We start from the raw sequence: 26,838 nt of genomic DNA, 5'->3' as shown, positions 1-26,838 counted from the left end.
TTTTTGACCTATAAAATATAAAGAGGAGGAATTATCTATGCAATTTTTAAAAAATGTTTCATTGAAAAACAAATTATTACTTACAGTTTCAATTATTGTTTTAATGTTGATTTCTATCGTCACAACGCAAAGTATTAGTGAGCTTAACAAAAGAATGAATGTAGATTTGGAACAAGAGTTAAAAAGTGTTGGTATATTGACAGCTATGAATCTCGATAGTGATCAGATAAAACATTTATTAAATGAAAAAGGGGAAAGTAATCCCGATTTTAAAAATCTCCAAAAACAGCTAGATATGATTCAGGAAGAACAGGGGATAATGAGCTGGAGTTATATTTGGGATATGAAAGATAAAGGTGTTAATCCGATAGGGTATACATCCAACTTGAATGAGGTTTATGAAGCTGGTGAGATTTTCGAAGATTTAGCAGATGAACATGTAGCAACAGCTAAGCGTGCAATTGACAGTAATCAGTCTGAAGTGACGAACGTATTCGAAGATCAATTTGGTGCTTGGAGAACAGTATTTACCCCTATTAAAGATGATAATGGCAAAATGATCGCCTTATTAGGTATTGATTATTCCGCAGATTACATAAATACAATCATTAAAACAAGTATGACAAAACAAATTGCAATTGCAGTTGTTGGTTTGATTATTTTACTAATTTTACTTTACATAATTATCGATCGACTATTAAAACCTCTTAAGAAAGTAGTCGATGTTGCAAATCAAGTGGCAAATGGTGAATTGCAACAAGTTGAATTAGAAATTACAAAAGATGAAATAGGGAACTTATCGCAATCTATTCAAACGATGGTTACCAATTTGCAACATATTATTTTAAATATTAGAAATACATCTAATCATGTTTCTTCTGCTGCAAGTCAGTTAACTGTCAATGCAGGAGAGTCGTTTAACAGTTCTACCGATATTGCAAAGGATATGAAACGTATAAATGAGAATGCGGAAGCATCTATGGTGATGACAGAAGAAACTGCTGCAGCTATGGAAGAAACAGCAACAGGTATTCAACAAATAGCTGACTCAGCAAATACTGCTGCCGAATCATCTATAGCAGCATCTCTTGCTTCTGAACGTGGAGATAAAGTCGTGCAACAAGTTATATCCCAAATGGAGCTAATTAATGGTTCAGTAGAACAAATTGGCAAAACCATTAATGGCTTACATGTTAATACGAATAAAATTAGCGATATTGTGAGTCTTATTACAGCAATTGCGGATCAAACTAACTTACTTGCTTTAAATGCAGCTATTGAAGCAGCAAGAGCAGGAGAACATGGTAAAGGTTTTGCAGTGGTAGCAGATGAAGTGAGAAGGTTGGCAGAGCAATCCTCGCAATCAGCAACAGAAATATACAATCTAATTAGTACGATTCAATCCGATTCAAATGCTTCCATTGTCGTGATGGAAAAAGGAAAAGCAGATGTAAAAGCAGGTATGGAATATACAGATGAAGTAGGGGAAATCTTTAAAGAAATTCTTACATCATCGGAAGAAGTCGCTAGTCAAATTCGTGAAATTTCAGCAGCCTCTCAGCAAATTTCTGCTTCGTCAGAGGAAGTTGCAGCGTCTGTCAATAACATTAAACAATCAGCGGAGCTTTCATCAGAGTTTTCATCTAATGTGTCAAAAGCGACACAGGAACAATTAACGACGATGCAAGAAGTGAAAGAGGCTTCTTCTTCTTTAGGAATAACAGCACAAGAATTACAAGCGCTTGTAGCAAAATTCAAATTGGAGAATGATGAAAATGGAAAATAATTTAGCACAAAAAAATGTTCTGATTACTGGTTCTAGTAAGGGCATCGGAAAAGCAATTGCACTTGCATTCGCAAAACAAGGTGCCAATGTATTGATTAACTTTATTGGTGACGATCATGAAGCAGAAGAAGTGCGAGCACAGGCTGAAAAGCTAGGTGTACGAGCTTATAAATACCGTGCTGATGTATCAGACTCTCATCAAGTACAGGACATGTTCCGATACATGGATAGTCATCTAGGACAGATTGATATTCTTGTAAATAATGCAGGATTTGCACAAGCTTCTAGCGTGCTAGATTTAACAGACGAACAATGGGACAGAATGATTAAAGTACATCTTTATGGATGTTTTTATAATTGCCGAGAAGCAGCGAAACGAATGAAGGAACGAAACAAAGGCAAGATTATTAATATTTCTTCAGATATTGGTAGTCTAGGTTGTGAAGAGTTTACGCATTACTCAGCTGCAAAAGGCGGCATTAATGCATTTACGAAAGCTTTGGCAAGAGAATTAGCGCCCAACATCTTAGTAAACGCTGTAGCTCCTAGTGGGACACTCACAGATATCCTACAAGAATTTGGAGAGAACTATATTGAAGAGGAATCTGCAAAGTATCCATTAAAACGCTTGGCACAACCTGAGGAAATCGCAAAAAGTGTACTTTTTTTAGCCTCTGACAACGCTGATTTCTATACAGGTCAGATTTTAACGCCTAATGGTGGAGTAGTGATGAACGGATAATGTAAGAACTAAGGAGCAATAAAAATGTTGAATATTTTAATCTTTAGCGTGTACTTAATTTTTATTTATTATATTGGTTATAAGGGGTATAAACGCGTTAATACGGCAGAAGATTTAATCGTAGCCGGATGGAGCATGCCTCTCTCAGTTGTGACGGGAAGTTTAATTGCGGCTTTATTAGCCGCTCCGTTCTTTTTTGCAGCTGTCGGTTCTGGTTATACGAGTGGCGGCTTTGAGGGATCAGCGACGATGGGTGGTTTAGGGACCTGTATGATTCTTGGTGCGCTTATATGGACCAAACCGCTTAGAAGATTAAAAGGATGGACATTAGCAGACTACTATGGCTTAAGATATGGTAGTAAAAAGTTAGGAGCTTACACAGGGATTGTAATGGCTATCGCCTTTGGAATCTTTAATGCAGCAGCTTTAACGGTTGGTGGAACGTATATTATCCAGCAATTGCTACAAATAGATTTTGTTCCAGCAGCATTATTATTTGTATCGTTAACAGCACTGTATTCTGTAATTGGCGGTTTATGGGCTGTAGCCTACACAGAAATCGTACAAGGTGCGCTAGCAGTAGCTGGTATTTTAGGTATTACCATTTTTGTGTTTATTTATTATCCTGATGTGACGTTTAATCCGGAGTGGTGGAATATAAGTGAATTGTTTAATAAGGCAGGAGCTGAATTTTGGACGTTATATCTTGTATTAGCGCTTGGTGATATCCCTGCTGTTGACTTAGGTCAAAGGGTAGCCGCCGCGAAAAGTCCAAAAGTAGCACAACGCAGTATGATTATAGCTGGTATCGTTATTATAGCGATTAGTTGGATTCCTGGCATGTTAGGTGAAGCCTTTAAAACAATTTATCCTAATAGCACAAATCCAGAAACGTTAATGCTAGCCTTTGCACAAGGATACTTTCCTCCTCTTTTAGCTGCAATCTTTTTAACAGCAATGGCGGCGATGGGAATGTCGACTGTTGCCGCATGTTATGTTGCAACTTCTGGTATTATCACAAAGAATATTTATTTAGACTTTATTAATCGTAATCCTAATCCTAAAAATTTATTGAGATTTTCAAGACTTGTGATTTTAAGCAGTGCAGTATTAGGCTTAATCTTGGCTGTTAGCTTTCAAAAAGTAATTGATTTAGCTTACTTAGCTTGGGACGTAATATTCGTGACGATTTTTTGGCCAATTGTCTTAGGTCCATTTTGGAAGCGGGTCAGTACGCCAGCTGTCTGGGCAAGTATATCGGTCGGGCTGATCTATTATATAATCACAACACTAACTTTTGTACCTAGTTTATCCATACAGTCTGAAGGCTTTATAGGTTTAATAAACGAATTATGGCAGGCACCTGTTTTCTCTGGAGTAGTCATTTCAGGTATAACGATAGTGATTGTCAGTTTGCTTGTGCCACCTTCACAACATGTGCTAGATATGCATAAAATTGAAAAAGATAAAACATTAGATAATGTAGGCAGTAAGGACGAGCTAGTGAAACAACAATAAGCTGTGTGTTAGCTTAAAAAGACTTGTTCAACAACACGAAACACTTGAGGATACCAGTGTTTCGTGTTTTTTATTATCCAAAAATGAAGCATGAAAAGAGAGATAGCTGAATAAGATTTCTACTATAGAGATGTATTTTCCCTATCTATTATTTTGTTGAAAGTGGGATAATAATGAAAACAATCTTTCTAGTATTGTTAGGTATGATATATTTGTTTTTAGCAATGGCAATGGATGCTGAATTCATAAAAAAATTGTACTTTTTAATTGGCATAACCTTAGTCATCATTGGCGTAATACGTTTTATTAAATGGAAATATCATACTTTTAGAATAATGGCGGAGCGTAAAAGTGCAAGTGAAGAAGAGTTAAAGAATATCCCTCATACCCATGGCATCATTGCAAGTGATGCTTTACATGCATTATTACTGAATAAGCAATCCAAAACACTTATACTGGCAGTTAAAGAAGATTGGGAAGCAGAAGTAGTAAAGAAAGAAGTCCGTTTTAATGAAATTTATGAGGTAGCGATTGTAGAGGACGGTCATATTGTGGCAAGAACTAGTAATGGTTTGTTTAGTGACTCTTTACTAGCGGGGGACCACCATGTTTTAGTAGAAGAAGCGGAGATTGAGGAAGAAGCATGTGAGGAACAGGAAGTGTCCCAATTAGCTTTAAAAATGGTGGTAGACAATCTAAGCGATCCAATTATAGAGTATATCTTTTTAGAACAAGAGGATGGCATTTCAATAGAAGATGATACGTATATCGAAGCAATGGCGTTGTGTGAACAATGGTATCAAAAGGTCAGTATTATTATCAAGCACTATGAATTAGAGCGAGTACCTATCCGACATTGGCAATAATCCTATACTAGATGTCATCTAGCCTAATAAAAAAGCTATCACGAAGACATTCGGATAGCTTTTTCCTTGTATTAAAGTGTGAATTTTTGTAGTTGTGTGTTTAGCTCTTCAGCCATTTCAGCTAATTGATTGGCACTCTTTGAAATTTCATCCATTGTTGCAGCCGTTTCTTCAACAGTGGCCGTTGTTTGCTCAACACCAGCAGCGGATTCTTGTGAAATAGAAGCTATTTCATCAATCGAGCCATTAATCGCTTCGGAATGTTGGGAAATTTTTGTTAAGTTATTTGAAATCACATTAATATTGTTATTCATATCCTCGATCGCTTGAGAAATTTGATCGAATGTATGATTCGTTTGATTTAATTGTGCTGTACCTTTTTTTACTTCTTCATAACCAGATTGAAGGGAATTTGTGACATTGCCTGTTTCGCTTTGAATGCGATGAACGATTGTTGAAATATCTGTCACAGAGAATTGTACTTGTTCTGCCAGCTTACGCACTTCATCGGCAACTACTGCAAAGCCTTTGCCATGTTCTCCTGCACGTGCCGCTTCGATGGCAGCATTTAAAGCAAGCAAATTCGTTTGGTTAGAAATTTCATCGATTACAGAAACCAATTTTGAAATTTCAGCAGACTGTTCGTTTAAACCTTCTACCTTTTTTACGGAATCTAACACAATGTCATTAATAGTTGCCATTTGTTGTGTAGATTGAACCATTAATGTTTTCCCTGTGTTTGTTAAATCATGTACTTGCCCCGAATGCTCTTTCAACTCAATGCCTTCTTGCGTTGTTTCATAAATATGGCGTTGGAACGTTGTCATAGTTTCAGCTAAATCGCTAGCTGTAGAGGCTTGTGTTTCTGTTCCAGTCGCAAGCTCTTGCATGGTATAGGAAATTTGTTCCGTACCAGTCTGAACTTCATTAGAAGATTGCGCTAATTCCTCACTGCTTGCAGCTACCGTTTCAGATACATTATGAATAGAGCTAATCGTATCTTTTAATTTTTCATTCAGGTCATTGGCACAAAGCATTAGGTGACCAATTTCATCTTGACGGGTAACGGAGAACTTTTCATTGCGTAAATTCCCATCAGCTAATTCCCTCATATGATTGGAAACTATAGAAATAGGCTTAGAGATTCTACTTGCTGTGAAAATAGCGATAAGAATTCCTAAAATTGATAAGATGATACTTGCAATGACCCCAATTGTTTTATTGCTTGAACTTGTTGATACGACATCATTGCCGACCTTTGTAATGGCTTCAGCGCGTTTATTAGCTACTTCTTCATAGCCAGCACGCACTTCAGTAACAAGATGATTGATAGCTGTTAAATTTTCTAACGCTAATTGTTTATCACCTTGCTTATATACTTCAAATACTTCACTATTTACTCGGTTGCTCCATTCACGGGCCATTTCTACGAGTTTTTCCCGTTCGGGCGTATTTTCATACTTTTCGACGATAAGGTTATTATCTTCAGCAATTTTACGGTATTCATTAAACGTCTCTATGTATTTTTCATCACCGGATACAACATAACTTAAGGCGGCAGATAATCGGACGCTCGTAGACATTGCTAGATTTTTACTTGCAGTTAACACAATTAAATCTTCTTCAACGAGGACTTTAGCCTGTTTCTCCATGTTTGTATTAGAAAAATAAGTATACGTAGTAAAACAAGCAAATAATACTAATAACATAATAAATGTACTTAATAAACGTGCTTTAATTGTTTTAAATTGAAATAAACGATTCATTTTTTCCATCCTTTAGCTTTTTCTTTAAAACTTATCCTACTCTATTTATTCTATTACTATTTCAAAAGAAAAGTAGAATTTTTTTGTTGAAAATACTAAAAAAGGTTTTTTGGCATAATTTAATTCATATTTTTCAAATATTTTTGTCTGTTTGCTAAAGGTGTGTATCTAATTACCTATTGTCATGGTGTTTTTAGAAAAAATAAATTTGACAATACTATACAATTTTTCACAAGTTCTATAGAGGATATCAAAAAACTGCAAGAGGCTGGGATAAAACTAAAAAAATTTAAGGAACAGAGGAAAGGTGTTCATAAATTTTGGCTATATGGAGAACTTAGCTAACTTAGCTATTCTTGCTTTTGCAATTTAAAAAATTAGAAGTGTTCACTAGTTGTTGGTAGCGAAGGCGGTGACTCCAGCGGGAACAGCACATAATGTTAGACGCAACAGACCGCGCGTTAGCGAGGGTTGCGGCTTACTGTGCTGAGCGGAAAGCACCGCTGTAGCGGACAACAACGGCATAGCAAAAAAGTGTTAGATTGATGGCAGTCAATCTAACACTTCTTCTCTTTTGTCCCAGCCTCTTGCCTTGTCTTTAGAGGTATCCATCTGATTTCGCTGTGAATGGAGCAGTTGCCTAGTTCTTTACTGCTTATCTTTTTTTGCTTGACGTTCCCATTGCAATAAAGATGGATATGGATCAAATGCCCATTCTGTTCGACCATTAAATTTGTAAATGCCGTAATGAAGATGTGGAGGGAATTTTCCAGATGTGCCTTCTTTTCCATAACCCGAGCTGCCAACATAACCGAGTACTTGCCCTGGTTCTACAACATCTCCAACCTTTATGTCCTTATGATAGCTCCCGAGATGGGCATAATAGTGATAAGAATTATGGTTATCGCGAATGCCAATTCGCCAACCTCCGAATTGATTCCAGCCTTTGACTTCGACTACACCATAGGAAGTGGACAGTACAGGTGTCCCGTAGCCAGCAAAAATGTCAGTTCCCTCGTGGATTCGTCTGCCTCCCCAACCTCTATTATCACCCCAAGTACCTCTATAGCTGTAATCGGAGCGTGTTGGAATCGGGAATGTATGGGCATCCAGCTCAGTCGTTTTAAAATGTTTATACAAAGTGGAAATCGTGACGATTTGATTAACGGCTTCTTCACTTCTATAGTATTCCCATAAAGCAAGTTTAAAGTCTTCATCTGTAGAACCAAATTGACTTATATAACTGGCCATGGAGAAGATCACATCTACATCATCTGAAGGGCTTGCAATACCATCACCGTTGCCATCCAGTCCCATTCCACCAAAATAACTGATTGTTTCAGGTATCGTATCTTCCTTGACAGGATTTAATGCACCTGACCAATATTCATCAGAAAATTGAATGGCGATGAAGCCATCTCGTTTCGGGATATCTTTACGAACGGATTGAAGATTGCGCTCATATTGATCGATAGCCGCTAAAAAGTGCCATGGAATTAGTAATTCATCAAATTGTACGTAATAGGACATACGTTGCTGTAAAATTTCTTCATTACTCGATCCTTCATTTGCCAGTATAACCGTTGGGGGAAAATAACTCCACAGCAGCATACATGTCAGAAGGAAAATTAAATAACGATTCAAAATTGGACCTCCTTTCTACAGATTAGAATAACCGAAATTTTATATTTCATAAGTCCACTTTAAATGCAGTAAATCCCTTTTATGTAGCGAGAAAAAAACTTGAACAATAAGAAGAAACTAATTCAATGAAAAAGTAATGGGTATCATAATGTATCTAACTTCATACTATGTTATAAATCAAGCCCTGAAAGAATGGAGGGAAGGCTATCAACATTTTAGATAAAGTGAAGAGCTATCGCGAAGAAGAAAATCGACTGAAGTGGGAAGGTACATTTGCAGATTATTTACGCATCATAAAGGAAAGACCTGAAGTTGCTCAAACAGCCCATTCTCGCGTCTACAATATGATTAAAAGCGCAGGTGTAGAGGAACGCGATGGGCAAAAGATGTATCAATTTTTCGGAAAAGAAATTTTTGGGCTTGAATCAGCAATTGAAAGACTGGTGGAGGAATATTTCCATCCGGCAGCAAGAAGATTAGATGTTAGAAAACGGATTTTATTATTGATGGGGCCTGTAAGTGGAGGAAAGTCAACGATCGTAACATTGTTAAAGCGAGGACTTGAACAATTCTCGCGCACGGAAGAGGGAGCAGTTTATGCAATTAAGGGATGTCCAATGCATGAGGACCCTCTGCATTTAATTCCACATCATTTACGTAATGACTTTTTTGAAGAGTATGGAATACGAATTGAGGGCAGCTTATCGCCTTTAAATACGATGCGTCTTGAAAAAGAATACGAAGGACGTATTGAAAATGTCATTATTGAGCGTATCACTTTTTCTGAAGACAAACGTGTGGGCATAGGAACCTTCACACCTTCTGACCCAAAATCTCAAGATATTGCAGATTTAACGGGGAGTATTGATTTCTCGACTATTGGCGTATTTGGCTCAGAGTCGGACCCTCGTGCTTATCGCTTTGATGGAGAGTTAAATAAGGCGAACCGAGGAATGATGGAATTCCAAGAAATGTTGAAATTAGACGAAAAGTTTTTATGGAATCTGTTGTCACTGACGCAGGAAGGGAATTTTAAGGCAGGAAGATTCGCTTTAATAAGTGCCGATGAATTAATTGTTGCCCATACAAATGAAACGGAATATCGTTCCTTTATTTCGAACAAAAAGAACGAAGCGTTACATTCCCGTATTATTGTTATGCCAATTCCATATAACCTAAAAGTGAGCGAGGAAGAACACATTTATGAAAAAATGATTAATGAAAGTGATATGGCTCATGTTCATATTGCACCACATGCATTGAAGGCCGCAGCAATCTTTTCGGTCCTAACAAGGCTAGAAGTTCCGAAAAAACAAGGTGTGGATCTTATTAAAAAAATGCGCTTGTACGACGGAGAAAATGTGGAGGGATTTAATTCCGTTGACTTAGAGGAACTGAAAAAAGAGTTTCCTAACGAAGGCATGAACGGCATTGATCCACGGTATATTATTAACCGTATTTCATCAGCAATCATTCGCAAAGAAATACCATCTATTAATGCATTGGATGTGTTGCGAGCACTGAAAGATGGTCTTGATCAGCATGCTTCTATATCTCAAGAAGATCGAGAAAAATATATGAACTATATTGCTGTTGCAAGAAGAGAGTACGATGAAATTGCGAAAAATGAAGTGCAAAAAGCATTTGTCTACTCGTACGAAGAATCTGCCAAAACATTAATGAATAATTACCTCGATAATGTAGAGGCATTTTGTAATAAAAACAAAATATTTGATCGCTTAACTGGCGAAGAAATGAATCCAGATGAAAAACTAATGCGTTCCATTGAAGAGCAAATTGGCATTTCTGAAAATGCGAAAAAAGCGTTCCGTGAGGAAATATTAATTCGCATTTCAGCTTACGCAAGAAATGGCAAGCGTTTTGACTATAATTCTCATGAAAGATTACGAGAAGCAATCCAAAAGAAACTGTTTGCTGATTTGAAAGACATCGTGAAAATTACAACGTCTTCCAAAATGCCTGATGAGTCACAACTGAAGAAAATCAACGAAGTTGTAGCAAGGCTTGTTGATGAGCATGGCTATAACACAACATCGGCGAATGAATTATTACAATATGTAGGTAGTTTGTTAAACCGTTAACCAATGCCAGTGACAATGATGCAGGGGCGTAATGAATCGTCAGAATAGGAGTGTCCCATTTTTTAGGGCACTCCTTTTATTTCTCTAAAAAAGTTCAAGAAAGCTGACTGCTAGCATAGGATAGAAAAAGCGAATTTGATAGATGGGTGAGGATAAAAATGACTGAAAACGAAAATAAGCGATTTGTCATCTCTCAGGAAAATTGGTCCCTCCATCGTAAAGGGCACCAAGACCAACAACGTCATATGGAAAAAGTTAAAGATGCGATAAAAAACAATTTACCCGATTTAGTAAGTGAGGAAAGTATTGTTATGTCAAATGGCCGAGAGGTTATCAAAATACCTATACGCTCCCTCGATGAATATAAAATTCGATATAACTATGATAATTCAAAGCATGTCGGTCAAGGACAAGGTGATAGTAGCGTGGGGGATGTTGTCGCACGCGACGGTAGCAAGAGCAATCAAGGCAATGGCAATGGAAAAGAAGCTGGTGACAAGCCTGGTCAAGATTATTATGAAGCAGAAGTCAGCATGGAAGAAGTTCAAAATGTGTTGTTTAAAGAGCTAGAACTCCCTAATTTACAGCAAAAAGAAAAAGCAGATATTAAAACCGAAAAAATCGAATTCAATGATATAAGGAAAAAAGGGCTTATGGGCAATGTTGATAAGAAGCGTACCATTTTAAATGCGATCAAACGCAATGCCATGGAAGGGAATGCTCAAATTACGCCCATTCATAACGATGATTTACGCTTTAAAACATGGGATGAAGTGGAGAGGCCTGAATCGAAGGCAGTTGTGCTTGCAATGATGGATACAAGTGGTTCCATGGGCACTTTTGAAAAATATTGTGCAAGAAGCTTTTTCTTTTGGATGACGAGATTTTTACGTTCGAAATATGAGACAGTGGAAATTGAATTTATTGCACATCATACAGAGGCAAAAGTGGTGACAGAAGAAGAGTTTTTCACAAAGGGAGAAAGTGGCGGAACGATTTGTTCATCTGCGTATATAAAAGCGTTAGAGTTAATACGCGATAAATATAACCCAAGCCGTTACAATATTTACCCAGTTCATTTTTCGGATGGCGAGAACATTTCGATGGACAATGAGAAATGTTTAAAACTAGTGAGTGAATTGATGGAAGTATCGAGTATGTTTGGCTATGGAGAAGTAAATCAGCATAATCGTTTCTCGACGCTGATGTATACGTATAAAAAAATTGATGATCCAAAATTTAGGTATCATATTTTAAAGAAAAAGGGCGATGTCTACGATGCCTTAAAAAGCTTTTTCCAAAAAACTGAATTGCAAAATGAAAATTAAATTGGAAGGTGTTAAGCCATTCATTTCCGAAAGGAGGAGGCTGAAAAATGGAGAAGGAGCTTCACCGTGCGATTGATGAAATAACAGAGATTGCAACAGGATTTGGTTTAGATTTTTTCCCGATGCGTTATGAAATATGTCCTGCAGATATTATTTATACATTTGGCGCATATGGTATGCCTACTCGTTTTTCCCACTGGAGCTTTGGAAAGCAATTTCATAAGATGAAGCTGCAATATGATTTGGGATTAAGTCAAATTTATGAGCTCGTTATTAACTCCAATCCGTGCTATGCATTTTTACTTGATACGAATTCACTTACACAAAATAAGCTAATTATTGCGCATGTATTAGCACACTGTGACTTCTTTAAAAATAATGTGCGATTTTCAAATACAAGACGCGATATGGTTGAGAGTATGACAGCGACAGCAGAACGTATTGCCAGTTATGAAAGAGAATATGGCAAAGAAGAGGTGGAACAGTTTTTAGATGCAATTTTAGCCATTCAAGAACATATCGACCCTTCCTTATTAAGGCCAAAGCTGTCATCCGAAGATGAGGAACAAGATGAAGAAGACGTGATTACTTCCAAATCACCGTACGATGATCTTTGGAATTTAGATACGAAAGAAAAAGAGCAGAGACCTGTACGTAGAAAAATTAAACAGTTTCCATTAAAACCGGAAAAAGATTTATTACTGTTTATAGAGGAGCATAGTCGGGAGCTTGAGGACTGGCAGCGAGATATTTTAACGATGATGCGTGAGGAAATGCTATATTTTTGGCCGCAATTAGAAACCAAAATAATGAATGAAGGATGGGCTTCTTATTGGCATCAACGCATTATGCGTGAACTGAATTTAACAACAGTGGAGACAATTGAATATGCCAAATTAAACGCAGGTGTTGTGCAACCATCAAAAACATCGATTAATCCTTATTATTTAGGTTTGAAAATATTTGAGGATATTGAAAAACGCTATAATAACCCAAGTGAAGAGATGCGCAGATTAGGCGTTCTACCGAACACGGGGCGTGAAAAGATGTTTGAGGTGCGAGAAATTGAATCGGATATTTCCTTTATTCGCAACTATTTAACAAAGGATTTAGCCAAGCAAGAGGATTTGTATTTGTTTCAAAAAAAGGGCAATGAATATCGTATAACAGATAAAGATCATGAAATGGTGCGGGACCAGCTTGTATCGATGCGCGTCAATGGAGGATTCCCATATATCGTTGTGAAAAATGGCGATTACCTACGAAATGGTGAATTATATTTGGTTCATGGTTATGAAGGAATGGAACTAGATCCACATTATTTAGAAAATGTCTTGCCGTATATTTATCAATTGTGGGGGCGTCCTGTGCATTTAGAGACGTTTGTTGATGGAAAGCCCATGCTTTATTCGTACGATGGTACAAAAAATTATAAGCGTTCTGTTTAAAGCAAAGCTTCTATCAGGTAGGATGAAACAACCTACAGATAGAAGTTTTACTTTTTTAGGCAATGAATTTGAATTTTTATTCATTGTGGTCGCTGTTAGATGGTTCTTCTTCAGGTACTGTATCTAGTAGTCCTTCTTCAACATCTTGAGACTGACTAGCATGCGAATGGATATCACTATCGATAACTAAACTATCCCGTACCTTGATACCTTGTTGTCCACCAGCCTCATCGTTATCATCTCCAGCAATTCCACTTCTGCCATTACCATCCGCAAATTGAGAATTAAGATTTCTTGTTTGACTGTGATTTAGCGCGTTTTGCCCACCTTGGTTGGCATTTGTTCCAACATCTTTATTAATTTGACCGCCACCTTCAGCCCTTTGTTCAAAGTGGTTTTCGGTATTGCCAATATTAAATGTAATATTTATTGTGATGTTATTTTTCGCTTGTTTATTAGAACTTTCTCTTTCAGGTTCCTCCGAGTGATTCGAATGTTTTGGAGAATTATAAAAACCTGTCATAGTTTCCACTCCTTTCTTTTAAGTATTATTATTAAAGTATTAAATTATTAAAAGTTTACTTGTACGTGTAGCCTTATATTGACAGAGAATATAAAGAAAATTATTTATTGCTATGTGTGAAAGTAGTAAAAAGTCATGATAGAAACATTACATTTAGGGTATCCAACATGAATTTCTGCGCGCTATCACGAAAATTTGTTAAAATGAATAAGATTATATGAATATCTATGGAACTGGAACGGTGAATAAACGTTGAAAACATTTAAAAAGGTTTATATAGAAATAACAAGTGTTTGTAATTTAGCTTGTAGTTTCTGCCCGCCAACTGAGCGTGCTAAGGGACTTATTAAAGTTGAACAATTTAATAAAATATTGGATGAAATACGCCCACATACGAAATACATTTACTTGCATGTAAAGGGTGAACCACTTTTACATCCACGTATTCATCAGCTTTTGGATGCGGCTCATGACAAGGGCTTTAAGGTCAATATTACAACGAATGGTACGCTGATTAAAAAAAATCGCGAAAAGCTATTAGGTAAGCCTGCATTACGCCAAATCAATTTTTCATTACACAGCTTTGATGGGCATGAGGGTTCTGAAAATCGCGAAAAATATTTAGGGGATATTTTAGAATTTGTGCGTGAAGCAAGCAAATTTAATACGATTATTTCGTATCGTTTGTGGAATTTACAACAAGATCATGTTACAGATTTGGCCGCAAGAAGAAACCGTGAGACGCTTGAAATTATAGAAAATGAATATAATCTCGATTTTCGAATCGAAGAAAAAGTACAGCCTGGTAAGGGTGTAAAAATTGCGAATAATATTTATTTAAATCAAGACCATGAATTTAGATGGCCAAGTCTACTTGCTCCAGAGGATGAAGGAAAAGGCTTTTGCCATGCGTTACGCAGCCAAGCAGCTATTCTTGTAGATGGCACTGTTGTACCTTGCTGTCTTGATGGAGAAGGTGTTATTAACTTAGGCAATGTTCATGAGCAATCCTTTAGTGAAATTGTAGAAGGTGAGCGTGCCAATAATATAGTAGAAGGCTTTTCAAGACGAGAAGCGGTCGAAGAGCTATGTAGAAAATGTGGCTATCGACAGAAGTTTGGGATGGAAGGAGAATAGGGGAGGGATTAGAGTACTGTGACCGTTGCTGTCCGCTACTGACGGTAGTTTTCCGCGGGCACGGCTTCAGCTAATATTTGCTGCTCGTGCTGTTCATGCTGGAGTGTCGCGCCTTCCACTCCAATCCACTTCGCTTTCCGCGGGCACGACGTAAGCCGCAACCCTCGCTAACGCGTGGAATGCCAGCGTCTTACGTTGTGTGCGTTCCCGCAGGAGTCTACGTTAAACGCGGGTTGCATTGCAAGATTTAAAGTGTTGATTGATTTCCGCTACGGGTTGCTCGCTTTCCGCGGGCGTGGCTTAAGCCTCCTCCTCCGCTTCGCTACGTGCGGGGTCTTAAGTCTCACGCTTATCCCGCAGGAGTCGAGCAACCCTTCACTACAATCGCAAAGTTTGCATCTGCTAGCATATGTGGGTGCCAGTCACTCACACAATTTGTAAAAATCCACAGTCAAACAGCTCTAATGTTATTCAACATTAGAGCTGTTTTTCTTTGTTTGCGCATCGATGGTATTTAGAAAATCTCTGGTGATGCGTACTACATATTTTACTTCGTCTAAATTGCGCTCTCTTAATAATGAGCGATGAATGTCGAGCATAAGATTTTTCTCTTCAATATCAGTAACACCCGATAATCGTTGGAAATTAAAGAGTTCTTCAGGTGCAATATCTAACGCCTTCATAAGCATTTCCAATGTACTTAACGTAATATTAGATTGCCCATGCTCAATATTTGAAATGCGACCTTTACTAAAACCTAACTTCCCCGTTCTCTCTGCAACTTCTTCTTGACTAAGCCCTTTGGAAACTCTAATGATACGGAGTTGTTCACCTACTAGCTTTAAAAAGTCTGACATATCATTCACCTCTATGTAAAAAGCTAGTGAAAAACAATGAAAATGCATATACCATTAAAGTTATACAATGTAGATAATATTACATTAAAATGGTACAATAATCACTATATGAATGCTAAGTGAGAAAATATCTACCATTTGATTCACTAAAATCAGGCGTAAACAATTATTTATGTGAGGATGGCATATTGTGAAGAATGGAGGATCTAAACGTGTTGAAGCGTTATAGACTAGATGAAATAGCTCTTATTGTTGCTAGTTTAACAACACCTCATATTCCAAATTTCTCAAAAGTAGATCAACCACTTATTACCGCAGAAAATTTAAAATGGTTGTCTCTTGGCGAAGATATTCGTCGATTCTCTCAATTGGATAGTGCGATAAATCAATGGAAATGGGCGAAGGTTCCCGCAAAAACAATTGTATTTGAAAAAAATAGCCTAGATGGTGCTAACAAGCATATATTTCAATGTGAAAGTGTTGCGTATATAGCACATGACGTTGTCGCGATTATTCCAAATGAGTCCATTATTTTAAGCGATTATTTATACTATTTTTTTAGTTGGTATCAACCAAATACAGACTGGAGACAGTTGCATCATATTCTAATAGATATACCTTCACTTGACATGCAAACGAACATTGTCAAACTATTAAAAACAAGTCAACAACTATTGAAAAATAAAAAATCCTTACTAACTGCTGTAGAGGAGTTACCACTGCATATTCGTAATATTGCGCAGCAAACAGAACAACATACTAGACAGTTAAATTACGGCTTTGACCAACTTCAAATGTATTATAATTTCACACTCCATAAAATTTTTACTGGAGAGCTATTTCGGTGAAACAATAAATCCTGATTGGCAAATAAAATACAAAGTCGGTGTAATCACAAAAGAAGTGAAGCTTACACCGACTTTTAAATAGTTAAATTTCAATAATAATAGGCAAAATCATTGGTTTACGTTTCGTCTGTGAAAAAAGATATTGGCCGACAGCCTTTTTAATTTCTCGTTTTAAAACAAACAGTTGCTGCTTGCTTTCCTCTTGTAATTCACTAATGGTTGCTTTTACGAGGACATTTACTTTGAGGAGAAGATCCTCTGATTCTTTCGCATAAACAAATCCCCGTGAAATGGTATCAGGTTCTAAAATAATCGACCCATCTGCTTTACTAAGCGTTAATACGATAACGAGCATCCCATCCTCTGATAGTTGTTTACGGTCACGTAATACAATTCCTTCAACTTCTCCAATACCAATGCCATCTACATACGTATCCCCAGATGGAATTTTTCGCGTTTGCCTCGCTTTAGCATTTTCAATATCGACAACGTCTCCATTTTTGATAATAAAGGTATGCCCTCTTTTGACACCAACAGATTCTGCTAGCAAACGGTGTTGGTGTAACATGCGAAATTCACCATGAATCGGAATAAAAAACTTCGGTTTCATTAATGTCAGCATTAGTTTTAAATCTTCTTGATAACCATGTCCAGAAACATGCATGCCAGTGTTACTGGATGAACCATAAATCACCTTAGCCCCAAGCTGAAATAAATTATCGACAATTCGAGAAACACCTTTTTCATTTCCTGGTATGGGAGAGGCGGCTAAAATAACAGTATCCTCTGGTAAAATCTTTACTTCTCGATGGTTGCCACTAGCTAAACGGGCAAGAGCTGCTAATGGTTCCCCTTGACTACCTGTACATAAAACAACGACGTCTTCTGGTGGGAGGTACTTTACTTCACGGGCATCTATTAACAAATCTTCCGGGATTGTTAAATATCCACGTTCTAAAGCGACATCTACAACATTTACCATGCTGCGACCTAATAGTGCTAGTTTACGATTCGTTACGATTGTGGCATCTACAATTTGTTGAATACGATTCACATTGGAAGCAAAGGTAGAAATAATAACTTTGCGTTCAGCATGTAGAAAGGCTTCTTCAATATGATGACCTACCAGTTTTTCTGATGGTGTTAAGCCCGGTCGTTCAGCATTGGTACTTTCAGAAATTAATACTAATACACCTTGTGTACCAACCTCAGCCATCTTATGAATATCTGCAAATTGATTATTTACCGGTGTTAAATCAAACTTGAAATCACCCGTGTGTACAACATTTCCTTCGGGAGTTTGAAAAACGATTCCTAGACAGTCAGGTATACTATGATTTGTTCTGAAAAAACTAACGTCAATCTGACCGAAATGTAAAGCTGAATCAGAACCAATCTCAATTAATTCCGTCTCTCTTAAAAGTTTATGTTCTTTTAGTTTTAGTTCGATTAAGCCTAATGTAAAGCGAGTACCATAAATAGGAACATTTATTTTCTTTAAGAGGTATGGAATGCCACCTATATGATCTTCGTGTCCATGAGTAACAATCAATCCTTTTATTTTTTCTTTATGCTCCTGTAAATAAGTGATATCTGGAATGATTAGATCAATACCAAGTAGGCTTTCATCCGGAAACTTCGCACCGCAATCGACAATTAACAAATCGTCAGCGTATTGTATAACATACATGTTTTTACCGATTTCGTTGATGCCACCAAGAGCAAAAATAGATAATGCATTTTTTGTTACAGTCAATGTGATTACCTCCATATAAACGTATTACGATAATTTTTAGTATTGCTTAAGTCTCCAATCTTATACTTTTGTAGGTATTCAAACTCGTCAGTAAAAGCTGACAGACAGAGGATGACGCATTCGAGATTGGATATGATAAGTGCATGAATGAAGGAGTTGTTTAATATGAAAGAATTTAAAATAACCTATTTCTTTGATGAGCTACATTATGTAAGACGATTTATCCATATAGAGTCACAGGAAAAAGCGCAACAATTGGTTGAAAGTGAGCGCGATCAATATATTACCTTTACGGATAGCAGAGGGATTTATCATGAATTGCATACAAGGGATGTTCGGGTCATTCAAATTTCCGAATATCATCGTGTAAATAAAACAGTCACAATGTAGAACACATAATTTACACAGATATGGTTGATTCAGATAAAATCAGCATTTTTGACTTGCATGAAGATATGCAAACGGTGAAGAGCTCAAGAAAAAGGTGAAAAGGGAAATGAGCTGAGTAAAATGCAGCCTGATGAATGATAGAAAGAGGGAAGCGCTTGAGCCTTTATAATGTATAAAAAGCAAAGTGATGTGAGTTTATCCTATATGTTTGAATAACTTGTAGCAGCCTACAATTTAACCTATAGCAACTGGACAGTTTAAGTCCAGTTTTCTATAGAGTATATGTTGGACCAAATCCTCCATCCTACTTCTTCAATGGGAATAACAATATCAATATTTTTCCATCCCACAATCCACGGCTTTTACCCACTTTTGCGGCTACATTCTTTGTTAAATCTTAAATATGTTTTCACATTTTATCAAAAAAAAAAAATTCTAATTAAAAATATGATTTTTATAGCAATAGATTTTAATCTTAAAAAAAATCGTTATAAGTAATTGTATTTAAAAAGTGTAATTGTAAATTAACATAAAACCTTTTTTTGTAAAATTTAATATAAAAAATCGGTTTAACTTTATTTAATTGTCTCAAAAAAAAAATAAAAATAAAAAAAGAAGGTCTTACGTGACCTGAAAAATTTATTATTCTTTCTATCAGAAATACAATGAAAATAAGGAAAGGATACATGTAGAGATGAAAAGAAAAAAAAGATATAAAACACCAGCAATTTTTGCAGCAGCAGCAGTAGTAGTAACACCAGCAATAGTAGCTCCAATTGCCACTGAAGCCTCTCCTAAAGCCATTGACATTAAAATGTTGGTAGACGGTGAAGAAGTAACTAATCATCAATGGAAGAACAGAACTTATCGTTTAGTTCATGAACCAAGCGGTGCATTTTATACAAGAGTACTAGCGACTGATGAGATGACAGTAGGAGTAACGGGGACATATATTATCTATGATTTAACAGATTTACCAGACGACGAACGTCAAAGAGCAGATGCTCATAAAAAATTACAACCAGTCGGGAAATTTGATGTGCTTAAGGAGGGTACTGTTACGCCTATTGAGTTGAATTACCATACGGTAAAAATTTATGGAGATTCGGAGAAGACTAATCTGTTAGCTACATTCTTGGTTCTTTCAGAAAACAATGTTGAAGAGAAGCTGAAAGCTCTAAGTAAGAACAATAAATTTGTCGAGTGGGTAGTAAATAGATATGGAGAAACATTTGAAATTACTAAACTGCTGGCAGCTCTGGAAGCAAGTAATATTGGCGAAAACGAAGAAGTCTTTTTTATTAAAGATGAACCAGCAACACCGATAGCACGAGAAGTAACAACAACACCACAAGTAACAACAGCACCACAAGTAACAACAGTACCACAAGTAACAACAGCACCAAAAGTAACGACAACACCAGAAGTAACAACAACACCAGAAGTAACAACAGCACCAGAAGTAACAACAACTCGAGAAGTAACAACAACACCAGAAGTAACAACAGCACCAGAAGTAACAACAGTACCAGAAGTAACAACAGCACCAAAAGTAACGACAACACCAGAAGTAACAACAACACCAGAAGTAACAACAGTACCAGAAGTAACAACAGCACCAAAAGTAACGACAACACCAGAAGTAACAACAACACCAGAAGTAACAACAACACCAGAAGTAACAACAACACCAGAAGTAACAGAGGATGACTTAGAACTAGCAGAGGAGTTACTAGGAGATTTATCGGAGGAGGAAGCAGAACTAGTAGTTGAGTTACTAGAGGAAGAGGCAGAAGCTGCAGAAGTTGCTGAGTTCCTAGAAGTTTTAGCAGAGGAGGACCCAGAACTAGTAGTTGAGTTACTAGAGGAAGAGGCAGAAGTTGCAGAAGTTGCTGAGTTCCTAGAAGTTTTAGCAGAGGAGGACCCAGAACTAGTAGTTGAGTTACTAGAGGAAGAGGCAGAAGCTGCAGAAGTTGCTGAGTTCCTAGAAGTTTTAGCAGAGGAGAACCCAGAACTAGTAGTTGAGTTACTAGAGAAAGAGGTAGAAGAGATTGTGTTAGATATTGAGTGGGAACTCTTCTTATTATCAGAAGAGGAATAGTAATTAGGCGATACATGCAATAAAAACTCATCTTTAGAAAATTACAATAAAATTACTTTAATATTGTAATAAATTACTAGCTATACCCTCGATATAAAGGCAAAGTCGCTAATGGCTTTGTCTTTATATTTTTTAAGAAACTTTTAGTATCGGAGTGTTTTAATTTTAAATTTTAGTATATTGATAAAATAAAAAGGAGCTGATAGACTATGGAAAGGTTTTTAGATCGCCCAGAAAAAATACTGATTTATCTTCATTTTAACAGCGGAGAAGCAAAGATTGATGAGTTGGCAGAACATTTACAAGTTGGACGAGCGACTATAGAAAAAGAACTTCAATTTTTAATGGAGACATTAAGTAGCACAAGTTTTTTGATAAAATCTGGGGAAGTCCATGTAGATATAGTTTCTCCTTCACTTATAGACGATATGCTGAAAATACTATATAAAGAGAATATATTTTTGAAAATAATAACATTGCTTTTTGAAAAAAATATATATTCTATAAATGAAATAATCAATACTCTTAATATGAGCAAATCCACAGTATACCGTAAATTTAAAGTTATAAAAGAGTGGCTACAAGAATATAAATTACAATTAGTAACTACTCCAGTGCTAACGATTCAAGGTGATGAAAAAACTATTAGAAATTTGATGCAACAGTTTTATGACTTTTATTTATCTCGTTCTTTATCAGAAATAAGATTTTTTGACAAAGAACTCTTTGTGAAGAAAATTGATGAAATTTGTGTTGAGAATAATTTCAATTTGACACCACAAGGTCTACGGAAATTGTCAATTTCCATGGAGATTATGCATATTAGGAATCGACTTTCAAAGTATATACAATATAAAAATTTCCCTACTGAAGAAAACTCTCTTTATATCAATATAACGAAAAAGCTACAATCTTTTTTTCCTAATTATATGAACAAAAACATTAAACAATATGAGATTATTTATTATGCAACGAATTTATATAATTATTTAATACGCAAAAGAAAGGCAACGATAGATGAAATATATTCTTTAAAAGATACTAATTTACGTTATAGTATGATTTTTGATTTTTTAGATAATATATCTGAAAATTTTTATTTTAATTTCTCTTCGGACATAAGACTCGTTGAAGGGTTAAGTAGATATACAGAACTCTACTATATTGATTTACGCTTAGGAACTAATAATAGATTAAATGGGTTAAGCGGTTACATAAATATTTGTAAAAATCATCCTTTTTATGCTCTTGTAAAAGAAGCTGCATTAAAGTTATTTAAGCAATATAATTTTCTTCCTGAAATTAAAGAAATTGATATATTTGCTCTTTACTATTTGCTCTCAATAAGTCAACTTAGAATAAAAAAGATACAATCTGTATCAATAGCGATTATTACTGAATCTGAAATTGAACAAGAAAGTATTTCAGAATATCTAACATTTAAATACGGAACAAATATACAAACGTACGCATTAAACCTATACGCTTTCAAAAAGAATATATTTTATCAAGAATATGATTTGTTAATAAATATGGAAAATAATAATAATCTTTTCGAAGGTGTTGAAAGTTTAACCATCTCCCCTATATTAAGTAACGCTGATAAGAGCAAACTTGATTATAAAATTAACGAACTTTTAAATAAAAAAATGACTAAATATACTGAGCTAATCGTTTTTTAGCATAATCGCAATATGACTTTGTGCTTGCAACTCTATTTAGCAATTATTTTAGATTCCTCTTAACCATCTTCCACATGAAAAATAACCATCACTCCAAAATATATACGACAATCTTGCTTGTTCTTTTATAACTACTAAGTTGTCAATTACCCTATTAATTTGTTTTATATTCAATCATTTCTTTACCATCTCAATGCACCGGTCATCCAAATTTACGAATATCATCGTGTAGATAAAACAGTCACAATATAAAACGCATAATATTTGCATGTTTACACACATTAATGGAAAAGGAGTGAGAAAACATGGACAAAGAAAATGTGCCACATGAGAAGAGAATATTTATGAATTTATCAAGTAAGGACAAGCCAGATATGGTTGATTCGGATACAATTAGCATTTTTGACTTGCATGAAGATATGCAAACGGTTGATATTATCCCAATTGAAGAACTCAATAAAAGAGTGAAGAGAGAGGGAGACGAACTGATTGAAATGCAGCCTGATGAATTATAGGAAGGGTGGGTTTACTTGCATAATATAAATGAAGAACAGCTTACGGTGTCCGGTACAAATATTAGTGAAGTAAAACGTAAAAATGCACAAGCGGGTTTATCTTATAATGAAGTAAAAGAGGTTTTAGCAAAGAACGGTGGGTTTGGTACCGCCAAATATAGTGATACAGACAGTGAAGAAGTAAAGGCGGAAATAAATCAATCTATGCGCAAGCAATGATAATTAAGGGAGTGCGAACAGAATGTATGTCGCACTCCTTTTCTTGTACAGTACAATGGAATGGAAAGGAGTGTGTTGAAGTGCAATATGAAGAACAGCGTTGCCCAATATGTGGGAAAGAAAATCATTGTGGAGTAGTAGAAGGTCAAAAGACATGCTGGTGTATGACGGAAAAATTCCCAGAAGGTATCATAAAGGCAATCTCTGAGGAACCTAAAAAGTGCATTTGTCAAAATTGTTTACATACATATAAAGAGATATAGATAATCCTTGGCATTATTACCGATTTTGGTGGTACAAATGTCTATCACACAACAACCTATTTGGCATACATTACTCTGAAAGGAGTGTGTCTAATGACCAAACCAATTCCACTTAGTAATGTAACACAGGCATATTTAGAGGAAAACAAAAGAATAATCAACAAGATGATGCAAGGGATGACGTATGTCACGATAACATGTAGCATATCCGAAAACTTCATCAAACAAATTATTCCATATCAAGTAGCCGCTATTAAAATGTCCGAAAATGTTTTGCAATATACAACGAATATCCCCGTTCAAAATTTCGCATTAGAAGTGATCAAAACGCATACTGAAATAGTAGATAGTTTAGAAGCAATACAAAACAGATGCTGTATCGTCCAAAATTCAGAATATGAATTATATGAATATATGTGTACATTTAAAGATATTGCTGAAACAATGTTCCAAGCATTATGCTCACCACCAACTTCTAATAGCATCAATGTAAATTATCTACAAGATATGATTGTTCACCATCAAGCAGGTGTACGACTCGCCCAAAATGTTTTAAGATTCTGCATATGCCAAGAGTTAATACCAATACTTCAATGCATGATTCAAACACTATGTTGTCAAATTGATGAAATGCAAAAATTACTTGATGGGCTACAAGATTGCTAAATATTAAAACGCTAAAATTGTCCGCTAATTTTAGCGTTTTAAAATATTATAAATTTCTAAAATAAACTAGAAAAGAAATTTTTCGCAGTATTGGCAATCGACTTGAAAGAAGAAGCGATATAATCAATAGCTTTACTAATAGCTTTAGTTACAGTTGCTATTACACTAGTGAAAACTTCCATAATTTTATTCATAATCTCATTCATAAATTCCCCAACTTTTTGTGCAACTAAAAGAATTACTGTTTGTTGATTAGGGTTTTTATTTCCTATATCTTCTATTTTGTCATAATATTTATCAATCATTGCATTTGCATTTTCTTTCGCTTTTGCTCGGTTTTCATTCATTTTACGCATAAACGATGATTGATCTTTATCATTTTCTAATGATTGAACATTTGTTAACAAATCTGCTTCTTGTTGTAGATGAAAATTATTCAAATTTTGCTCATGGTTTTTTGTTGCTTCGATTATTTCTGCAGATGCATCTGATAATGAAATAGATTGAAGTCCAATAAACTCTGCTAAAGAAAAATCTTTTAGTGTATCTCCTTTATAATTGTCTCTCATTTGATTTAGAATACTACTAAAATTATTTACTGCAACTGACATAAAAAAATCCTCCTAAAAGTATGTTTTATTTTTTGAATGAACTATGACTTTACTAATAACTTAAGCTAGGTTATAACATCAAGTTTTTACATGACGATTTCCCAATTTTTTTGATGTTAAGTTATCCTGCTCACTTCCTACTATAAAACAGAAAAAATATTTGCAATATTGATAAATGTTAATATCTTGAAATTAACATTTGTTGATATATTACATTTACTAATAAGCGGCAAATAGATTCCTTTTTGATTTAATTTCAGTAGACGTTTTTCGCAAAGCAATGAAAGCACTTGTTGTTTCTATCTAGTTCTAAACAAACGAAAAAATCATACGTCGAAGAATATTCTGTGACATCTCTTACATATTTTGAATGTGTAGAAAATTGCTTCAACGTCACCAGCTTGTTAAAATAGTTTGTGTAATCTAAATTTTCTGAATTTTGTTAGTGTAATTTTCTTTTATTACTTGTGAGGGAATGGACAAGATTAGTAACGAAAAATAATGAGGGGGTTTATGATGACGATGTTTATGACGGATATTTTACAACATTATGCTACACAGCAACCAGATGCTATTGCGACAATTTATGCACAACAAAAAGTAACGTATAGTGAGTTTTATAAGCATACAGAAAGATTTGCTGCGTATTTGCAACAACAGGGCTTTGAAAAAGACGATGTCATTGCATTATATACACTTAATTCTGATTTATTTTTAATTGCTTACATGGGTATTCAGTTAGCCGGTTTTGTTGTAATGCCTATTAATACGAAGTTAGCAGCACGGGAAGTAGACTTTATTGTCAAACACTCTGAAGCAAAAGGGCTTATTTATGATGAGCGCATAGCCGAAGTATTAGCAGATGTTAGCTATTCATTTCAACATATAATCGGTTTAAAGGAAATGAAAGAGGTTATCGAAAACTGTCAGGGACAAAGAACGATTACCCCATTACATGCGAATGATACGGCAGTTGTTATGTATACGTCCGGTACGACAGGCAAGCCGAAAGGTGTCATGCTAACGCATCAAAATATAGCATCGACGGCGGCTATTTGGTCAGCATCGATGACTATGACAGCTCAAGATAGGATGTTTATTTGTACGCCATTGTTTCATTGTGCGGGACTGCATGTATTTGCGATGCCGATGTTTTATAAAGGTGGAACCGTAATGATAGAGGAAAGCTTTTCACCTATAAATACATTAGAGCAACTTGCTAAAACGCAGGCGACAATATTCTTTGGTGTCCCTTCCATGTATACAATCCTATTAAATACACCTGCATTTAAGAATCATAGCTTTAACGATTTACGTCTATTATGTTATGGGGCGGCTCCGATGCCATATGAACTTGTCAAGCAAGTGAAAGAGGCATTACCAAATGTAAACGTGCAAAATTTATATGGACAAACTGAAAATTCACCAGCTGCTACATCACTGTTAGACGCTGATGCATTGACGAAAATCGGTTCAGTCGGCAAACCGTTAGCACAGACAGAAGTTCGTGTAGTTGATAGTTTGGGAGAAACTGTACCAGCAGGCGAGGTTGGTGAAATTTGCGTGAGAGGGCCACAGGTGATGAAAGGGTATTTACGCAATGAGGAAGAAACGGCTCGAACAATTCGAGATGGCTGGCTCTATTCAGGTGATTTAGGAAGGTTCGATGAAGAAGGTTACTTATATATAGTGGATCGCAAAAAAGATATGATTATTCGTGGTGGGGAAAATATTTATCCAATTGAAATTGAAGAAGTTTTATATCAACTGCCAGAAATTTTAGAAGCAGCAGTTGTCGGATTACCACATGAAGTATACGGGGAAGTACCAAAAGCCTTTGTTGTATTAAAGGAAGGAAAGGTGTTAGAGGAGGCTACGATTTTAGCCTATTGTCAAACACAGCTTGCCAAATATAAAGTACCTTTTGACATTGAATTTTTAGCGCAGCTACCGCGCAATGCATCTGGAAAGGTGTTAAAACACACACTACGACCTAAAATAGCAACTACTTAAAGTAGCAGTAAGTGCACTAGTTTTGTCTAATCATTGAAAAGTAGCAGGATAAAATAT

23 protein-coding genes are annotated in these 26,838 nt (G+C 35.8%); 17 read left to right on the top strand and 6 right to left on the bottom strand.

Features of this window, described 5'->3' with window-relative positions; all coding sequences use genetic code 11:
• Nucleotides 1-37: 37 nt before the first annotated feature.
• The 4 genes from T479_RS19770 (at nt 38) to T479_RS19755 (ending at nt 4,912) form a co-directional block, all read left to right on the top strand.
• Entirely contained in the window at nt 38-1,786 is a 1,749-nt protein-coding gene (locus T479_RS19770) for a methyl-accepting chemotaxis protein (protein WP_024364492.1), read from the top strand.
• The gene (locus T479_RS19765; protein ID WP_025220639.1) at nt 1,776-2,528 is read left to right on the top strand and encodes an SDR family NAD(P)-dependent oxidoreductase; all 753 of its coding nucleotides are present in this window, start codon (nt 1,776-1,778) and stop codon (nt 2,526-2,528) included. The genes T479_RS19770 and T479_RS19765 overlap by 11 nt, the downstream gene beginning before the upstream one ends.
• Nucleotides 2,529-2,552: 24 nt before the next feature.
• Nucleotides 2,553-4,046, top strand: coding sequence for a sodium:solute symporter family protein (locus tag T479_RS19760; protein ID WP_024364494.1), 1,494 nt, complete (start codon nt 2,553-2,555; stop codon nt 4,044-4,046).
• Nucleotides 4,047-4,219: 173 nt separating this feature from the next.
• Nucleotides 4,220-4,912 carry a hypothetical protein gene (locus T479_RS19755; RefSeq protein ID WP_025220638.1) on the top strand — a complete coding sequence of 231 codons (693 nt, stop codon included), beginning with the start codon at nt 4,220-4,222 and terminating at the stop codon, nt 4,910-4,912.
• Between the two features lie 71 nt (nt 4,913-4,983).
• Here T479_RS19755 and T479_RS19750 read toward each other — a convergent pair whose 3' ends face one another.
• Together T479_RS19750 and T479_RS19745 are read right to left on the bottom strand one after the other, a co-directional pair.
• The gene (locus tag T479_RS19750) at nt 4,984-6,678 is read right to left on the bottom strand and encodes a methyl-accepting chemotaxis protein (RefSeq protein WP_025220637.1); all 1,695 of its coding nucleotides are present in this window, start codon (nt 6,676-6,678) and stop codon (nt 4,984-4,986) included.
• Nucleotides 6,679-7,326: 648 nt separating this feature from the next.
• Nucleotides 7,327-8,322: a M23 family metallopeptidase gene (locus T479_RS19745; RefSeq protein WP_025220636.1), complete on the bottom strand. Its 996-nt coding sequence runs from the start codon at nt 8,320-8,322 to the stop codon at nt 7,327-7,329.
• 206 nt (nt 8,323-8,528) lie between these two features.
• Between T479_RS19745 and T479_RS19740 the strand changes: the two genes are divergently transcribed.
• From T479_RS19740 to T479_RS19730, 3 genes are all read left to right on the top strand, one after another.
• Nucleotides 8,529-10,424 (top strand): ATP-dependent protease PrkA, encoded by a 1,896-nt coding sequence (locus T479_RS19740; protein WP_024364498.1) that lies wholly within the window; start codon nt 8,529-8,531, stop codon nt 10,422-10,424.
• Between the two features lie 158 nt (nt 10,425-10,582).
• Nucleotides 10,583-11,752 carry a sporulation protein YhbH gene (gene yhbH, locus T479_RS19735; protein ID WP_025220635.1) on the top strand — a complete coding sequence of 390 codons (1,170 nt, stop codon included), beginning with the start codon at nt 10,583-10,585 and terminating at the stop codon, nt 11,750-11,752.
• A gap of 47 nt (nt 11,753-11,799) precedes the next feature.
• Entirely contained in the window at nt 11,800-13,200 is a 1,401-nt protein-coding gene (locus tag T479_RS19730; protein WP_024364500.1) for a SpoVR family protein, read from the top strand.
• Between the two features lie 76 nt (nt 13,201-13,276).
• Here the strand turns inward: T479_RS19730 and T479_RS19725 are convergent, their stop codons facing one another.
• A complete protein-coding gene (locus tag T479_RS19725; RefSeq protein WP_024364501.1) occupies nt 13,277-13,723 on the bottom strand; it encodes a hypothetical protein in 447 nt (148 codons plus the stop codon).
• A 252-nt stretch (nt 13,724-13,975) separates the two neighbouring features.
• Between T479_RS19725 and T479_RS19720 the strand changes: the two genes are divergently transcribed.
• Complete coding sequence (locus T479_RS19720) at nt 13,976-14,860, top strand: radical SAM/SPASM domain-containing protein (RefSeq protein ID WP_024364502.1); 885 nt, start codon at nt 13,976-13,978, stop codon at nt 14,858-14,860.
• A gap of 467 nt (nt 14,861-15,327) precedes the next feature.
• Here the strand turns inward: T479_RS19720 and T479_RS19715 are convergent, their stop codons facing one another.
• Nucleotides 15,328-15,717 (bottom strand): type II toxin-antitoxin system RelB family anti-toxin, encoded by a 390-nt coding sequence (locus T479_RS19715; protein WP_024364503.1) that lies wholly within the window; start codon nt 15,715-15,717, stop codon nt 15,328-15,330.
• Nucleotides 15,718-15,929: 212 nt separating this feature from the next.
• Here T479_RS19715 and T479_RS19710 point away from each other — a divergent pair, with 212 nt between their 5' ends.
• On the top strand, nt 15,930-16,565 hold the full coding sequence (locus T479_RS19710; RefSeq protein WP_051147782.1) for a restriction endonuclease subunit S domain-containing protein: 636 nt from the start codon (nt 15,930-15,932) through the stop codon (nt 16,563-16,565).
• Nucleotides 16,566-16,647: 82 nt separating this feature from the next.
• Here the strand turns inward: T479_RS19710 and T479_RS19705 are convergent, their stop codons facing one another.
• Nucleotides 16,648-18,336, bottom strand: a complete 1,689-nt coding sequence (locus tag T479_RS19705) for a ribonuclease J (protein ID WP_407080992.1) — start codon at nt 18,334-18,336, stop codon at nt 16,648-16,650.
• A gap of 150 nt (nt 18,337-18,486) precedes the next feature.
• Here T479_RS19705 and T479_RS19700 point away from each other — a divergent pair, with 150 nt between their 5' ends.
• From T479_RS19700 to T479_RS19670, 7 genes are all read left to right on the top strand, one after another.
• Nucleotides 18,487-18,711 carry a hypothetical protein gene (locus tag T479_RS19700; RefSeq protein ID WP_025220633.1) on the top strand — a complete coding sequence of 75 codons (225 nt, stop codon included), beginning with the start codon at nt 18,487-18,489 and terminating at the stop codon, nt 18,709-18,711.
• 694 nt (nt 18,712-19,405) lie between these two features.
• The gene (locus T479_RS23040) at nt 19,406-20,812 is read left to right on the top strand and encodes a hypothetical protein (protein WP_025220632.1); all 1,407 of its coding nucleotides are present in this window, start codon (nt 19,406-19,408) and stop codon (nt 20,810-20,812) included.
• 209 nt (nt 20,813-21,021) lie between these two features.
• Complete coding sequence (locus T479_RS19690) at nt 21,022-22,494, top strand: helix-turn-helix domain-containing protein (protein WP_025220631.1); 1,473 nt, start codon at nt 21,022-21,024, stop codon at nt 22,492-22,494.
• Nucleotides 22,495-22,799: 305 nt separating this feature from the next.
• Entirely contained in the window at nt 22,800-23,009 is a 210-nt protein-coding gene (locus T479_RS19685; RefSeq protein WP_024364507.1) for a YczO family protein, read from the top strand.
• 15 nt (nt 23,010-23,024) lie between these two features.
• A complete protein-coding gene (locus T479_RS19680; protein WP_025220630.1) occupies nt 23,025-23,228 on the top strand; it encodes a hypothetical protein in 204 nt (67 codons plus the stop codon).
• Nucleotides 23,225-23,491, top strand: a complete 267-nt coding sequence (locus T479_RS19675; protein ID WP_320407241.1) for a cysteine-rich CWC family protein — start codon at nt 23,225-23,227, stop codon at nt 23,489-23,491. Before T479_RS19680 ends, T479_RS19675 begins: the two co-directional genes overlap by 4 nt.
• A gap of 93 nt (nt 23,492-23,584) precedes the next feature.
• Complete coding sequence (locus T479_RS19670; RefSeq protein WP_024364510.1) at nt 23,585-24,157, top strand: DUF305 domain-containing protein; 573 nt, start codon at nt 23,585-23,587, stop codon at nt 24,155-24,157.
• Nucleotides 24,158-24,213: 56 nt separating this feature from the next.
• Here T479_RS19670 and T479_RS19665 read toward each other — a convergent pair whose 3' ends face one another.
• Nucleotides 24,214-24,768 (bottom strand): hypothetical protein, encoded by a 555-nt coding sequence (locus tag T479_RS19665; RefSeq protein ID WP_025220629.1) that lies wholly within the window; start codon nt 24,766-24,768, stop codon nt 24,214-24,216.
• Between the two features lie 516 nt (nt 24,769-25,284).
• On the opposite strand from T479_RS19665, the gene T479_RS19660 reads away from it, so the two are divergent.
• Nucleotides 25,285-26,781 (top strand): class I adenylate-forming enzyme family protein, encoded by a 1,497-nt coding sequence (locus tag T479_RS19660; protein WP_081769928.1) that lies wholly within the window; start codon nt 25,285-25,287, stop codon nt 26,779-26,781.
• The last annotated feature ends 57 nt before the right edge of the window (nt 26,782-26,838 follow it).

Origin of the sequence: Lysinibacillus sphaericus (genome assembly GCF_000600105.1) — a bacterium.
GTDB lineage: Bacteria > Bacillota > Bacilli > Bacillales_A > Planococcaceae > Lysinibacillus > Lysinibacillus sphaericus.
The sequence above is the reverse complement of the archived record's forward strand: the minus strand, read 5'-3'. Positions and strand labels throughout refer to the sequence as shown.